General features: G+C 68.2%; 12 protein-coding genes. 5 read left to right on the forward strand and 7 right to left on the reverse strand.

The genetic code is table 11. The annotated features are described in order from the left end of the window. Window positions 1-54 precede the first annotated feature (54 nt). The 4 genes from argB to coaBC are packed head-to-tail and all read right to left on the reverse strand — an operon-like array spanning window position 55 to window position 5,304. Complete coding sequence (gene argB, locus CHC02_RS06885) at window positions 55-963, reverse strand: acetylglutamate kinase (protein WP_089390748.1); 909 nt, start codon at window positions 961-963, stop codon at window positions 55-57. A 25-nt stretch (window positions 964-988) separates the two neighbouring features. Then, on the reverse strand, window positions 989-3,595 hold the full coding sequence (locus tag CHC02_RS06890; RefSeq protein ID WP_089390749.1) for a phosphomannomutase/phosphoglucomutase: 2,607 nt from the start codon (window positions 3,593-3,595) through the stop codon (window positions 989-991). A gap of 37 nt (window positions 3,596-3,632) precedes the next feature. Next, the gene (gene dut / locus CHC02_RS06895; protein ID WP_089390750.1) at window positions 3,633-4,088 is read right to left on the reverse strand and encodes a dUTP diphosphatase; all 456 of its coding nucleotides are present in this window, start codon (window positions 4,086-4,088) and stop codon (window positions 3,633-3,635) included. A gap of 7 nt (window positions 4,089-4,095) precedes the next feature. Beyond that, complete coding sequence (coaBC, locus tag CHC02_RS06900; protein ID WP_089390751.1) at window positions 4,096-5,304, reverse strand: bifunctional phosphopantothenoylcysteine decarboxylase/phosphopantothenate--cysteine ligase CoaBC; 1,209 nt, start codon at window positions 5,302-5,304, stop codon at window positions 4,096-4,098. Window positions 5,305-5,444: 140 nt separating this feature from the next. Between coaBC and radC the strand changes: the two genes are divergently transcribed. Beyond that, the gene (gene radC, locus CHC02_RS06905; RefSeq protein ID WP_089390752.1) at window positions 5,445-6,119 is read left to right on the forward strand and encodes a RadC family protein; all 675 of its coding nucleotides are present in this window, start codon (window positions 5,445-5,447) and stop codon (window positions 6,117-6,119) included. Window positions 6,120-6,122: 3 nt separating this feature from the next. On the opposite strand, the gene CHC02_RS06910 is transcribed toward radC, so the two are convergent. Continuing rightward, window positions 6,123-6,674 carry a hypothetical protein gene (locus CHC02_RS06910; protein WP_089390753.1) on the reverse strand — a complete coding sequence of 184 codons (552 nt, stop codon included), beginning with the start codon at window positions 6,672-6,674 and terminating at the stop codon, window positions 6,123-6,125. A gap of 167 nt (window positions 6,675-6,841) precedes the next feature. Next, a complete protein-coding gene (locus CHC02_RS06915) occupies window positions 6,842-8,413 on the reverse strand; it encodes an ABC transporter substrate-binding protein (protein ID WP_089390754.1) in 1,572 nt (523 codons plus the stop codon). Window positions 8,414-8,780: 367 nt separating this feature from the next. Between CHC02_RS06915 and rpmB the strand changes: the two genes are divergently transcribed. Together rpmB and rpmG are read left to right on the forward strand one after the other, a co-directional pair. Beyond that, window positions 8,781-9,017: a 50S ribosomal protein L28 gene (gene rpmB / locus CHC02_RS06920; RefSeq protein WP_009614118.1), complete on the forward strand. Its 237-nt coding sequence runs from the start codon at window positions 8,781-8,783 to the stop codon at window positions 9,015-9,017. A 12-nt stretch (window positions 9,018-9,029) separates the two neighbouring features. Continuing rightward, on the forward strand, window positions 9,030-9,185 hold the full coding sequence (rpmG, locus tag CHC02_RS06925) for a 50S ribosomal protein L33 (RefSeq protein ID WP_009614117.1): 156 nt from the start codon (window positions 9,030-9,032) through the stop codon (window positions 9,183-9,185). Between the two features lie 368 nt (window positions 9,186-9,553). Here rpmG and CHC02_RS06930 read toward each other — a convergent pair whose 3' ends face one another. Continuing rightward, window positions 9,554-9,916: a cupin domain-containing protein gene (locus CHC02_RS06930; RefSeq protein WP_089390755.1), complete on the reverse strand. Its 363-nt coding sequence runs from the start codon at window positions 9,914-9,916 to the stop codon at window positions 9,554-9,556. 269 nt (window positions 9,917-10,185) lie between these two features. Between CHC02_RS06930 and CHC02_RS06935 the strand changes: the two genes are divergently transcribed. After that, complete coding sequence (locus CHC02_RS06935; protein WP_089390756.1) at window positions 10,186-11,679, forward strand: aldehyde dehydrogenase; 1,494 nt, start codon at window positions 10,186-10,188, stop codon at window positions 11,677-11,679. Between the two features lie 170 nt (window positions 11,680-11,849). Next, entirely contained in the window at window positions 11,850-13,019 is a 1,170-nt protein-coding gene (locus CHC02_RS06940) for an MFS transporter (protein ID WP_089390757.1), read from the forward strand. Window positions 13,020-13,460: the final 441 nt, after the last annotated feature.

The raw sequence follows: 13,460 nt of genomic DNA on the forward strand, positions 1-13,460 counted from the left end.
GGCCTCCGGCAGGAAGAGGGGAACCGCCACGGCGGGCGCCGTGGCGGGCAGTGCTCAGTGACGCGGCTTGCGGTTGCTGATCAGGGTGCCGACGCCGCTGTCGGTGAAGATCTCCAGCAGCACGGCATTGGGCACGCGGCCATCGATGATGTGCGCGCTGGTCACGCCGCCCTGCACCGCTTCCAGGGCGCAGCGGATCTTCGGCAGCATGCCGCCGTAGATGGTGCCGTCGGCGATCAGGCTGTCCACCTGCTCGGTGGTCAGGCCGGTCAGCACCTGGCCCTGCTTGTCCATCAGGCCGGCGATGTTGGTCAGCAGCATCAGCTTCTCGGCCTTCAGCGCCTCGGCCACCTTGCCGGCCACCAGGTCGGCGTTGATGTTGTACGACTCGCCGTTGGCGCCGACGCCGATGGGCGCGATCACCGGGATGAAGTCGCCCTTGACCAGCATGTTCAGCAGCTCGGTGTTGACCCCGGTGACCTCGCCGACGTGGCCGATGTCGATGATTTCCGGCTTGGTCATCTCCGGGGTCTGGCGGGTGACGGTGAGCTTCTTCGCGCGGATCAGCTCGGCGTCCTTGCCGGTCAGGCCGATGGCGCTGCCGCCGTGGCGGTTGATCAGGTTGACGATGTCCTTGTTCACCTGGCCGCCGAGGACCATCTCCACCACGTCCATGGTCTGCGCGTCGGTGACGCGCATGCCGTCGATGAAGTGGCTCTCGATCGACAGCCGGTTGAGCAGGTCGCCGATCTGCGGGCCGCCGCCGTGCACCACCACCGGGTTGATGCCGACCGCCTTCATCAGCACCACGTCGCGGGCGAAGCTGTTCTTCAGCTCGTCGGTCTCCATGGCGTTGCCGCCGTACTTGATGACCAGCGTCTTGCCGACGAAGCGGCGGATGTAGGGAAGGGCTTCGGCAAGGACGCGGGCTACCTGGGCTGCGTCATCGCGGCTCTGGGACATGGTGCTGGGCTCCGGCATGGTCAGGTCAGAAGGGGATGGTCAGGGCGGGGTCGACCGCCTTGAGCTGGGTGCGGAACACGTCCTTGATGCGTTCCAGTTCGGCTTCGGAGTCCGCCTCGAAGCGCAGCACCAGCACCGGCGTGGTGTTGGAGGCGCGCACCAGGCCCCAGCCCTTGGGATAATCGACACGCACGCCGTCGAGGGTGGTGAGGTTGGCCTCGCCCCACTGGCCGTCGCGCTGCAGCGCCTGGATCAGGGCGAACTTGCTCTCGTCGGTGACGGTGATGTTGATTTCCGGTGTTGAGACGTCCAGCGGGAAGGCCGAGAACACATGCTCGCTGTCGCGTTTGTCGAGGCTGATGATCTCCAGCAGGCGGGCGGCGCTGTAGATGCCGTCGTCGAAGCCGAACCAGCGCTCCTTGAAGAAGATGTGGCCGCTCATCTCGCCGGCGAGCAGGGCGCCGGTCTCCTTCATCTTCTTCTTGATCAGCGAGTGGCCGGTCTTCCACATCACCGGGCGGCCGCCGTAGCCGCTGATCAGCGAGATCAGGCGGCGGGTGCACTTGACGTCGAAGATGATGTCGGCGCCGGGGTTGCGCGAGACCACGTCCTTGGCGAACAGCATCAGCAGGCGGTCGGGGTAGATGATGGTGCCTTCGTTGGTCACCACGCCCACGCGGTCGCCGTCGCCGTCGAAGGCCAGGCCGAGGTCGGCGCCGGTTTCCCTGACCTTGGCGATCAGGTCTTCCAGGTTCTCCGGCTTGCCCGGGTCCGGGTGGTGGTTGGGGAAGGTGCCGTCGACGTCGCAGTACAGCGGGATGACGGTGCAGCCCAGGGCCTCGATCAGTTGCGGGGCGATCACGCCGGCGACGCCGTTGCCGCAGTCCACCACCACTTTCAGCGGCTTGGCCAGGGCGATGTCGTCGCGGATCTGCTGGAAGTAGCGCGGCAGGATGTCCAACTGCTGCACGTTGCCCACGCCGGAGGCGAGGTCGTTGTTCTCGATGCGCTCGCGCAGGGCCTGGATCTGCTCGTTGGCCAGCGTCTCGCCGGCGACGACGATCTTGAAGCCGTTGTAGTTCGGCGGGTTGTGGCTGCCGGTGAGCATCACGCCCGACTTGCCTTCCAGGACGTTGGCCGCGTAGTACAGCACCGGGGTCGGCACCATGCCGATGTCGGTGACCTGGCAGCCGCAGTCGAGCAGGCCCTGGATCAGTTGCTGGACCAGCTCCGGGCCCGACAGGCGGCCGTCGCGGCCGACGCTGACGCAGGGCTCGCCACGGGCCAGGCTCTCGGAACCGATGGCGCGGCCCACCCAGTAGGCGGTTTCGGCGGTCAGGGTGTCGCCGACCACGCCGCGGATGTCGTAGGCGCGGAAGATGCTGGCGGGCAGTTGCGGTGCTTTGGGCGTGCTCATGGCGGGGGGTTGCTCCAATCCCAGGAGGTCCTGGTCTTCATCAAGAATGTCGATGTCCAGAATGTCGGTGTTCTGGAACAGTGGGTCGACCAGCTGCGTCTCGGCGCTGGCCGGCTTGTCGATCTTCGCCGCCACCGGGCGCGGCTCGGGCGCTGGTGCGGGGCTGGCGGGGGCCGGGGGCTCGGCCTTGCGCCTGGGCTGCCGCGCCAGCGCCTGGGCCAGCGGTTGCAGTGCGGCCAGGCCGACTTCAGGTGCTTTGGCAGTGCGCGGGCCACCGAGTTCCTGCAAGTACTGACCGATGGCCTGGGTGTCCTGGCGCAGGCGCCGTTGCAGGGCGCTCTGGGCGAGGTACACGCCCAGCAGCGCGCCGGCCAGGGCCAGCAGCGCGGCGCAGCCCAGCAGCGCCGGGGAGTACAGGGTCGCGGTCAGGGCCGGGCCGGGGGTGAAGCTGAGTTTCCAGTTCGGGTTGCCGCTGGCCAGGTTCAGCGGCGCCCCGTCGCCGGCCTCGCCGCGTTGCAGCAGGACCTGCGCCGGCGAGCTGCCGAACTGCTGGGCCAGTTGCAGCTGGCCGGTGTCGGCGGGCATGTCCGGCAGGGCCTTGAGCAGGCGCTGCAGGTCGAAGACCAGCATCAGGCTGCCCTGGATGGCGTTGTCCGGGCCGCGCAGCGCGGTGGCGCTGTACAGCAGCCAGCGCTGGCCGACGCGGTAGGCCTCGGGGGCGACGTTCTGCCCGCTCTCGGCGCGGCGCAGCATGTCCAGGGCGGCGTAGTTCAGCGGGCCGGGGCGCTGGTTGTCCTGGCTGGCCTGGCCGCTGGCGTTGAGGTGGACGTCCACCAGGCCGTCCTGGCGCCAGTGGGCGAGGGTGGCCTCCAGGGCGCGGGTGCTGTTGGCATCGGCCAGCGCCGGCAGCAGCGCGGGGTTGGCCGCCGCGCTACGGGTGTCGGCGGCGAGCTGGAGCAGGGCCTGGCGCAGGGCGCCGGACTGGCTTTCGCCCCAGGCGCCGGCCAGCTGCTGGCGGTGCATCTGCTCGGCGCTGCCGAACAGGCTCAGCCACAGCAGGGCGCCGGCGGCGGCCACGCCGAGGGTCGCAACGCCCAGGGCCGGCAGCAGCGACTTCAGTTCCGGCCGGGACGTCGGGCCCGCCGAAACCTTCGGCGGCGGGGCGACTTCCGGCAGGTCGGCCGTTCCCTTGGCAGTGCGTTGGAAAAGTTTCATGCAACATCTCCTCGGCGAATCGTCCTGGAGGATTGTGTCAGTGGCTGCCGGAGTGCCCGAAACCACCGGCGCCACGCTGGCTCTCGTCGAAGCTGTCGACCAGCTCGAAATGCGCCTGCACCACCGGCACCAGCACCAGCTGGGCGATGCGCTCGCCAATGGCGATGGTGAAGGGGGTGTTGCCGCGGTTCCAGCAGGAGACCATCAGCTCGCCCTGGTAGTCCGAGTCGATCAGCCCGACCAGGTTGCCCAGCACCACGCCGTGCTTGTGACCCAGGCCCGAGCGCGGCAGCACCAGCGCGGCCAGGCCGGGGTCGGCGATGTAGATGGACAGGCCGGTGGGGATCAGCAGCGTCTGGCCCGGTTCGAGGACGGTGTCCTCCTTGAGCATGGCGCGCAGGTCCAGGCCGGCGGAGCCGGGGGTGGCGTACTGCGGCAGGGGGAATTCGGCGCCCAGGCGCGGGTCGAGGATCTTGGCTTGCAGGGAATGCATCGGGTTCTCAGTGCTGGTTCAGGCGGTCGGCGATGAAGGCGATCAGCTGGCGGGCGATCTTGCCCTTGCTGGTCTGGGCGAAGGCAGTTTCGTGCAATTCGCGGTCGATCACGGTGATCGCGTTCTCTTCGCTGTTGAATCCGATCGAGGGATTGGCCACGTCGTTGGCCACGATCAGGTCGAGGTTCTTGTCCTTGAGCTTGCGCGAGGCGTACTCCAGCAGGTTCTCGGTCTCCGCGGCGAAGCCCACGCTGAACGGCCGGTCGGCGCGCTGGGCGAGGGTGGCGAGGATGTCCGGGTTGCGCACCAGCTGCAGCAGCAGGCCGTCGCCCTTGGTCGGGTCCTTCTTCAGTTTCTGCGCGGCCACCACCTCGGGGCGGTAGTCGGCCACCGCGGCGGCGGCGATCAGCAGGTCCGCCGGCATCGCGGCCTCGCAGGCGGCGAGCATGTCGCGGGCGCTGACCACGTCGACTCGGCTCACCCGGTCGGGCGTGGGCAGGTGCACCGGGCCGGTCACCAGGGTCACCCGCGCGCCGGCTTCGGCGGCGGCCTCGGCGAGGGCGAAGCCCATCTTCCCGGAGCTGTGGTTGGTGATGTAGCGCACCGGGTCGATGTTTTCCTGGGTCGGGCCGGCGGTGATCAGCACGTGCCGGCCGGTCAGCGAGAGGAACTGGAAGCAGTCGGCGGCGCGCTGGGCCAGCTCCTCGGCCTCGAGCATGCGCCCCGGGCCGACGTCGCCGCAGGCCTGGCTGCCGGCGGCCGGGCCGAAGAAGCGCAGGCCGCGGCCGCGCAGCAGCTCGGCGTTGGCCTGGGTGGCCGGGTCGCGCCACATGGCCTGGTTCATCGCCGGGGCCAGGGCGACCTGGGCGTCGGTGGCCAGCACCAGGGTGGTAAGCAGGTCGTTGGCCACGCCCTGGGCCAGGCGCGCCATGACGTCCGCGGTGGCCGGGGCGATCAGCACCAGGTCGGCCCAGCGGGCCAGCTCGATGTGGCCCATGGCCGCTTCGGCGGCGGGGTCGAGCAGGTCCAGGTGCACCGGGTGGCCGGACAGCGCCTGGAGCGTCAGCGGGGTGATGAATTCACGGCCGCCCTGGGTCATCACCACGCGGACTTCCGCGCCCTGGTCGCGCAGGCGGCGGACCAGTTCGGCACTCTTGTAGGCCGCAATACCGCCGCCCACGCCGAGAACGATGCGTTTTCGATAGAGCCGCTGCATAGGCCCGCCTTATCTTCGGAATTGGATGACGCGCGTCTGGGCCGGAGACGCCTCCCCAGGCCTCCGGTCGCGCGAAAGGGACGGGCTAAGATAGCACAGCGCCCGCCCCGGCACAGCGGGCGGCTCGACAGGGAGGCTGCATGAGCATTCGTCACTGGCCCGCCGCGGAGCGCCCGCGGGAAAAACTCCTGGAACAGGGCGCCGGCAGCCTCAGCGATGCGGAGCTGCTGGCGATCTTCCTGCGCACGGGCGTGGCGGGCTGCAGCGCGGTGGACCTGGCCCGGCGCCTGCTGAAGGAGTTCGGCAGCCTGCGCGCGCTGCTGGAGGCCGACCAGGCCAGCTTCAGCAGCCACCTGGGCCTGGGCCGGGCGAAGTACGCGCAACTGCAGGCGGTGCTGGAAATGGCCCGCCGCCACCTGGCCGAGCAGCTACGCCGCGACTCCGCCCTGGAGAGCCCGCAGGCGGTGCGCGACTTCCTCAAGGCGCGGCTGCGCCACGAGGCCCACGAGGTGTTCGCCTGCCTGTTCCTCGACGGCCGGCACCGCGCCCTGGCCTTCGAGGTGCTGTTCCATGGCTCCATCGACAGCGCCAGCGTATACCCGCGCCAGGTGGTCAAGCGCGCCCTGGCGCACAACGCCGCGGCGCTCATCCTCACCCACAACCATCCGTCGGGCATCGCCGAGCCGAGCCAGGCCGACCGCGTGCTGACGCGGCGCCTGAAGGACGCCCTGGCGCTGGTGGACGTGCGCGTGCTCGACCACTTCATCGTCGGCGACGGCGAGCCGCTGTCGATGGCGGAGATGGGCTGGGTGTGAGGCTCAGGCCAGGCGCCGGCGCACGCTTTGCAACAGGCGCCGGCGGATCAGCCCGCTGACCGGGCGGATGGCCAGCCAGTAGGGCGTGAACAGCAGGCGGCTGTGCAGGTCAGGGCAATGCACGCGGGTCTCGGTGTGCAGCCAGGTGTCGCCGGCGCCTGCCGCTTCGCAGTGGAAATACAGCAGCAGGCGGGCGCAGCCGGCTTCGGCGAAGTGGCGGAAGGCCTCGGCGTCGGGGCAGGGGCGCAGGCCGAAGTCTGCGCGCCAGAAGCGTCCGACCAGGCCCAGGGCCAGAGCTTCGTCGCCGTCCCGTCCCAGCCGGCTGAACTCGTGCAGGCCGAAACGCGGGCGCTGCGCCAGGGCGTTACCAAGGCCCAGGCGCAACGCCAGGCGTGCCGGCGCCTCGCGCAACCGCAGAAAGCGCTGCACCAATGGATCTTCCTCGTCGCCCAGCGTGGCGACGGCATCCAGCAGCGCGCCGGGTGGCGCGGCTATGCGCAGGTGGTGACGTTCGCTGAACTGGTAGGACGGCAGCAAGCGGTCGGCCAGATTCATTCAGGGACCGTTCCCGTTTCGTCGCGAGCCGCGTTGCCGCGCACCCCGAAGGGGCGGGCCTTTTTTGTGCGTTGCCGCGTGACTCGTCGTTCATTTGCAATGACCAAACCGCTCTCCTCGCGCCTTGCCCCGCGTAAAAATGGCTCTGCCGGAAATGGGCGCAGCCTCTAGAGGCTCACGCGGGAGAAGTCCTGGCGGCCGAAGGGGTTCACGGCGTAGCCCTTGACCTCCTTGCGCAGCAGCACCGAGGCCGTGGGGTGCGCCAGCGGCAGCCACAGGGCCTGGTCGTGGATCAGCCGCTGGGCGTCGTGGTAGAGCGCGCTGCGCTTGTCCTGCTCGCTGAGCGCCTTGCCCTGGCTGATCAGGCTGTCCAGCTTCGGGTCGCAGAAGCGCGCGAAGTTCAGCCCGGACTTCACGCTGGCGCAGGAGAATTGCGGGGTGAGGAAGTTGTCCGGGTCGCCGTTGTCGCCGGCCCAGCCCATGAACAGCAGGTCGTGCTCGCCGGCCTTGGCGCGGCGGATCAGCTCGCCCCATTCGATCACCCGCACCTCGGCCTTGACGCCGATCTTCGCCAGGTCGGCCTGCAGCAGCTGTGCGCCCAGGCTCGGGTTGGGGTTGAGCAGGCTGCCGCTGGGGCGCGTCCAGAGGGTGGTCTTGAAGCCGTCCTTGAGCCCGGCCTTCTCCAGCAGCGCCCGGGCCCGGGCCGGGTCGTAGGGGTAGCCGGGGATGTCCTTGGCGTAGCTCCAGGTGTTCGGCGGGTAGACGCCCTCGGCGGCGCTGGCGCTGCCCTCGAACACCGACTTCAGGTAGGTCTGGCGGTCGAAGGCGAGGTTGATCGCCTGGCGCACCTCGGGCTTGTCCAGCGGCGGGTGCTGGCTGTTCAGGGCGACGAAGGCGGTCATGAACGCCGGCGTCTGCTCGACGCGCAGGGCCGGGTCCTTGGCCGCGGCCTCGACGTCCAGCGGCTTGGGCGACAGGGCGATCTGGCATTCGCCGCGCTTCAGGCGCTGCAGGCGCACGTTGGCGTCGGGGGTGATGGCGAACAGCAGGTTGTCCACCGCCGGCTTGCCGGCGAAGTAGTCCGGGTTGGCGGTGTAGCGGATCTGCGCGTCCTTCTGGAAGCGCTTGAACACGAAGGGGCCGCTGCCGATGGGCTGGGCGTTGAGCTTCTCCGGGGTGCCGGCCTTCATCAGCTGGTCGGCGTACTCGGCGGAATAGATGGAGGCGAAGCCCATGCTGAGCATGGGCAGGAAGGTGGCGTCGGGGTGGCTGAGGGTGAAGCGCACCTGGTGTTCGTCGACCTTCTCCAGGCCTTTTATCAGGGCCGGCAGCTGCAGCGACTGGGCGTGGGGGAAGCCGCTCTGCGCCACCTTGTGCCAGGGGTTGGCGGGGTCGAGCATGCGCTGGAAGCTGAACAGCACGTCGTCGGCGCCCAGTTCGCGGCCGGGGCTGAAGTAGTCGGTGTGGTGGAACTTCACCCCGGCGCGCAGCCTGAAGTCGTAGGTCAGGCCGTCGGCGGAGACCGTCCAGCTCTCGGCCAGGCTCGGCACCACCTTGCCCTGCGCCGCGTCGAACTCCACCAGGCGGTTCATCAGCACGTCGGCCGAGGCGTTGGTGGTGGTCAGGGCGTTGAACTGCACGACGTCGAAACCATCGGGGCTGGCCTCGGTGCAGACGCTGAGGGTGCTGGCGCCGGCCAGGGCGGGGGCGAGCAGCAGGGCGAGGGGAAACAGACGCATGACGGACTCCGGAGATGGTGGGAAAATGCCCGTCCCGTGGGCTGGGCGCAGTCATGCAAGGCCGTTGTCGGCCTTGAACCGGCTACCCTAGACCAAGCCGCGGCGGCCGACAACGGTGAAAGGCGACGAACGGCAACGGCGGCGGGCCGCGGCCGCGCGGCGCCGGCATGTGGACAAGCTGCCTGCACCCTTGCGGCTCTAAGTGCCTTTCTGATATAAAGCTGCGCTCTTTTCTGGGGCCCTGCCCCGTCGACTCGGAATCGAGCGGCGGACGGCCAGGTAAGACCCGGGTGGAAAACCGAGTATCAACGAGTTCAAGCAGCCAACCCATGCCGGGTTTGGCATGTGGTTTACAGAGGGCTGAGCCATGTCGAGAGTTTGCCAAGTGACCGGTAAGGGTCCGGTTACCGGGAACAACATTTCCCACGCACACAACAAAACCCGCCGCCGTTTCCTGCCGAACCTGCAGCACCACCGTTTCTGGGTCGAGTCCGAGAAGCGCTTCGTACGCCTGCGCGTTTCCGCCAAGGGCATGCGCATCATCGACAAGCGTGGCATCGAGGCCGTCCTGAACGACCTGCGCGCCCGCGGCGAAAAATTCTAAGGAGCTGCAATCATGCGTGAACTGATCCGTCTGGTGTCCAGCGCCGGTACCGGCCACTTCTACACCACCGACAAGAACAAGCGCACCAAGCCTGAGAAGATCGAGATCAAGAAGTTCGATCCGGTCGTTCGCAAGCACGTGATCTACAAGGAAGCCAAGATCAAGTAATTGATCCGGCCCTTGCGAAGAAACCCGCCACCTGGCGGGTTTTTTCATGCCTGCGCGTTGGGGTCGTTCGTGCCACCGGGGTGTCCGGCGCGGCCGGTGAATCCAATCGCGCTCCTACGCCTGTGCTTCCCTGTAACCGTAGGAGCGGACTCTGTCCGCGATTCGGCGGATAACGCCATAGGCGTTATGCGCCCTACGATGAAATATCCGCGCGCACCGACAAACCACTCAGGACAGTCCCCTCTTCCTTCGGGTCGGGGCGCATAGCCGAGGGTTGGGGAGAGGGTGCTCTTCCCCCCAATACATACGCCCCCGGCAAAAACAAAAACGCCGCTTTAGAGAAAGCGGCGTTTTTCGTCGAACGGCTATCAGGCCTTCTGTTCGAAGATCACATAGACCTTGCGGCAGGGCTCCAGCACCTCCCAGGTGCCCTTGAAGCCGGCCGGGATGACGAAGCGGTCGCCGGTGCGCACGGTCTTGGCGCCGCCGTCGGCGTCGCGGATCACCGACACGCCCTGGAGGATCTCGCAGTACTCGTGCTCGGTGTAGCTGACGGTCCAGTGGCCGACCGCGCCTTCCCAGATGCCGACGTTGAACTGGCCGCAGGGGCTGCCGTAGTGGTTGCGCACGCTTTGCTCGGGATCGCCCTTGAGGACCTTCTCCGGCGCCGGGCGGTAGTGCTCGGCGGCGGTGCCGGCCTGGGCGAAGTCGACGATCTGCTCGATGTTCATGCTGACTCTCGTTTTATTGTGGGTTGTGCGAGTGCTTCGCCCCTGCGGGTGGGCCCGGACGGAGGCGGAATCGACCGAGTCTATGTTTAATAAAACGAACGTGACAAGGCGTTTTGGCCCTAAAATGTCAAAAATATTGAAAATTCGCCCATCCCGGTTTAGGGTGGCGGACAGCGTGGCCCTCGCGCCGCCTTGCAGAATTTCTGACAGCGCGCCCTTCCCCCGGGCGCCGGGACTTCATAAGTAATTCAATAAGAGGACAAGTTGTCATGAGTACCCTCACTCGCGCCGACTGGGAAGCTCGCGCCCAGAACCTGAAGATCGAAGGCCGCGCCTTCGTCGATGGCCAGTACGTCGACGCCGTCGATGGCGCCACCTTCGATTGCATCAGCCCGGTGGATGGCCGCTTCCTGGCCAAGGTCGCCAGCTGCGACGCCGCCGACGCCGAGCGCGCCGTGCAGGTTGCCCGTGCCGCCTTCGAGTCCGGCGTGTGGTCGCGCCAGGCCCCGGCCAAGCGCAAGAAGGTCATGATCCGCTTCGCCGAGCTGATGATGCAGCACGCCGAGGAGCTGGCCCTGCTGGAAACCCTGGACATGGGCAAGCCGATCAGCGACGCGCTGAACATCGACGTCGCCAGCGCCGCCAACAGCATCCGCTGGAACGCCGAGGCCATCGACAAGGTCTACGACGAAGTCGCCTCCACCCCGCACGACCAGCTGGGCCTGGTCACCCGCGAAGCCGTGGGCGTGGTCGCCGCCATCGTGCCGTGGAACTTCCCCCTGCTGATGTCCTGCTGGAAGCTCGGCCCGGCCCTGGCCACCGGCAACTCGGTGATCCTCAAGCCGTCCGAGAAGTCGCCGCTGACCGCCATCCGCGTCGCCCAGCTGGCCATCGAGGCCGGCATCCCGAAAGGCGTGCTGAACATCCTGCCGGGCTTCGGCCACACCGTGGGCAAGGCCCTGGCCCTGCACATGGACGTCGACACCCTGGTGTTCACCGGTTCGACCAAGATCGCCAAGCAGCTGATGGTCTATGCCGGCGAGTCCAACATGAAGCGCGTGTGGCTGGAAGCCGGCGGCAAGAGCCCGAACATCGTCTTCGCCGACGCGCCCGACCTTGCGGCCGCCGCCGAATCCGCCGCCAGCGCCATTGCCTTCAACCAGGGCGAAGTCTGCACCGCCGGTTCCCGCCTGCTGGTGGAGAAATCCATCAAGGCCGAGTTCCTGCCGCTGGTGGTCGAGGCGCTGAAGGCCTGGAAGCCGGGCAACCCGCTGGACCCGGAAACCAACGTCGGCGCGCTGGTCGACACCACCCAGATGAACAACGTGCTGAGCTACATCCAGGCCGGCCACGACGACGGCGCCAAGCTGGTGGCCGGCGGCAAGCGCACCCTGGAAGAGACCGGCGGCACCTACGTCGAGCCGACCATCTTCGACGGCGTGACCAACGCCATGCGCATCGCCCGCGAGGAAATCTTCGGCCCGGTGCTGTCGGTGATCGAGTTCGAGGACGCCGAGGAAGCCGTGCGCATCGCCAACGACACCCCGTACGGCCTGGCCGCCGCGGTGTGGACCGGCAACCTGTCCAAGGCCCACCTGATCGGCAAGGCCCTGCGCGCCGGCAGCGTGTGGATCAACCAGTACGACGGCGGCGACATGACCGCGCCCTTCGGCGGCTTCAAGCAGTCGGGCAACGGCCGTGACAAGTCGCTGCACGCCTTCGACAAGTACACCGAGCTGAAGGCCACCTGGATCAAACTGTAAGACGATCCTGGCCTGAAAGCAGGTCGGCCCCGTGCGTTCGCCGGGGCCGGCTCTGACAAAGAGCCATACCCGCGGCCGGGTTTCCCCATGGGGAGCCCGGCCGCTTTGCATTGCGCACCGGGCTCGGCATCTGGCCCGGAGTGCGCTCCGGATGGAACGGGAGAACGACAATGCGTTGGGGTGCCTATTCCGCTGTCTGCCTGTCGGTCATCAGCATCGGCCTGGCCCTGGGCCTGACCATGCCGCTGGTGTCCCTGCGCCTGGAGGGCTGGGGCTACGGCAGTTTCGCCATCGGCGTGATGGCCGCCACACCGGCCGCCGGCGTGCTGCTCGGCGCGCTGATCTCCGGGCGCCTGGCCGCGCGCCTGGGCACGCCGCGGCTGATGCGCTGGTGCCTGCTCAGCGGGGCCTTTTCCGTCGGCCTGCTGGCGCTGCTGCAGAGCTACCCGGTGTGGCTGCTGTTGCGCCTGCTGATCGGCGTGCAACTGACCGTGGTGTTCATCCTCGGCGAAAGCTGGATCAACCAGTTGGCCGTGGAGAAGTGGCGCGGCCGCCTGGTGGCCCTGTACGGCACCGGCTATGCGCTGAGCCAGCTGTCCGGGCCGGTGCTGCTGACCTTCATCGGCACCGCCGACGACCGTGGCTTCTGGCTCGGCGTCGGCCTGCTGGTGTTCGGCTCGTCGCTGTTGATAGGCCGCAGCGGCGCGCCCCGGGTCGATCCGCACAGCGCCTCGGGGCGCGGGCTGTTCGCCTTCTGCGCCAAGCTGCCGGCCGTCGCCTGGGCGGTGGTGCTGTTCGCCGGCTTCGAGGCGATGATCCTCACCCTGCTGCCGGTCTACGGCGTGCGCCAGGGCTTCACCCAGGCGGTGGCGCTGACCATGGTCACGGTGGTGGTGGTCGGCGATGCGCTGCTGCAGCTGCCCATCGGCTGGCTGGCCGACCGCGTGTCGCGCCAGGCGCTGTTCAAGGGCTGCGGCATCGTCCTGCTGCTGAGCAGCCTGGGCATCCCGCTGCTGCTGCACGGGCCGGCGATCTGGCCGGTGCTGGTGCTGTTCGGCGCGAGCGCCGGCGGGCTGTTCACCCTGTCGCTGATCCTCATCGGCGAGCGCTACCGCGATGACGCGTTGGTCCGCGCCAACGCGCACATCGCCCAGCTGTGGGGCATCGGCTGCCTGATCGGGCCGCTGACCACCGGCGCGGTCAGCCAGTGGGTGAGCGGCCATGCGCTGCCGCTGATGATGGCCCTGGGCGCCTTCGGCTTCGTCGTGCTGGTGTGGCGCAAGGGCCTGCCGCCGGTGGAGCTGCAGGGCGATGAGCTGCCCGAGGTGAGTGGGCGCTGAGGCCAGAGCTCATTTGAGGGGCGCTTGGTACTTGCTCGTGAACAGCGTTTGCCGGTGGCTGCGGTGCTGGGTTCAAGAGCGCCCTCTCCCCAACCCTCTCCCTGAAGGGAGAGGGGGCTGTCCTGAGCGAAGGGAGAATCCTGAGTCATCCTGAAACGCCTAACCACCCCCCGTCATTTCCGCGAACGCGGGAGTCCAATAACGGCGGTTCGCGAGCAAGCTCGCTCCTACGAAGAGCCGTGCCGCTCTTGCTTTTGGACTTCCAGAGAAACAACCGAGCGCACCGGAACGCCCCTTCAGAAGGCCGAGCGAAACCGGCGCTCAGGAGGTCATGCGACATGGATGTCGCGAGAGCCCCGCGCGGGCTACAGGGACGTACCCTCGGGGCGGGCCTCCGTGGCGGGGGAATTCGCGAGGGTAGCCCGGCTTCATCGGGCCCGT

Origin of the sequence: Pseudomonas delhiensis (assembly GCF_900187975.1) — a bacterium.
Taxonomy (GTDB): domain Bacteria; phylum Pseudomonadota; class Gammaproteobacteria; order Pseudomonadales; family Pseudomonadaceae; genus Pseudomonas; species Pseudomonas delhiensis.

What these genes read in the sequence shown, in the direction of transcription:
- CHC02_RS06915 (WP_089390754.1), bottom strand. Translation starts at nt 8,413, where the DNA reads ATGCGTCTGTTTCCCCTCGCCCTGCTGCTCGCCCCCGCCCTGGCCGGC.
- argB (WP_089390748.1), bottom strand. Translation starts at nt 963, where the DNA reads ATGTCCCAGAGCCGCGATGACGCAGCCCAGGTAGCCCGCGTCCTTGCC.
- rpmB (WP_009614118.1), top strand. Translation starts at nt 8,781, where the DNA reads ATGTCGAGAGTTTGCCAAGTGACCGGTAAGGGTCCGGTTACCGGGAAC.
- CHC02_RS06910 (WP_089390753.1), bottom strand. Translation starts at nt 6,674, where the DNA reads ATGAATCTGGCCGACCGCTTGCTGCCGTCCTACCAGTTCAGCGAACGT.
- radC (WP_089390752.1), top strand. Translation starts at nt 5,445, where the DNA reads ATGAGCATTCGTCACTGGCCCGCCGCGGAGCGCCCGCGGGAAAAACTC.
- CHC02_RS06930 (WP_089390755.1), bottom strand. Translation starts at nt 9,916, where the DNA reads ATGAACATCGAGCAGATCGTCGACTTCGCCCAGGCCGGCACCGCCGCC.
- rpmG (WP_009614117.1), top strand. Translation starts at nt 9,030, where the DNA reads ATGCGTGAACTGATCCGTCTGGTGTCCAGCGCCGGTACCGGCCACTTC.
- CHC02_RS06935 (WP_089390756.1), top strand. Translation starts at nt 10,186, where the DNA reads ATGAGTACCCTCACTCGCGCCGACTGGGAAGCTCGCGCCCAGAACCTG.
- CHC02_RS06940 (WP_089390757.1), top strand. Translation starts at nt 11,850, where the DNA reads ATGCGTTGGGGTGCCTATTCCGCTGTCTGCCTGTCGGTCATCAGCATC.
- CHC02_RS06890 (WP_089390749.1), bottom strand. Translation starts at nt 3,595, where the DNA reads ATGAAACTTTTCCAACGCACTGCCAAGGGAACGGCCGACCTGCCGGAA.
- coaBC (WP_089390751.1), bottom strand. Translation starts at nt 5,304, where the DNA reads ATGCAGCGGCTCTATCGAAAACGCATCGTTCTCGGCGTGGGCGGCGGT.
- dut (WP_089390750.1), bottom strand. Translation starts at nt 4,088, where the DNA reads ATGCATTCCCTGCAAGCCAAGATCCTCGACCCGCGCCTGGGCGCCGAA.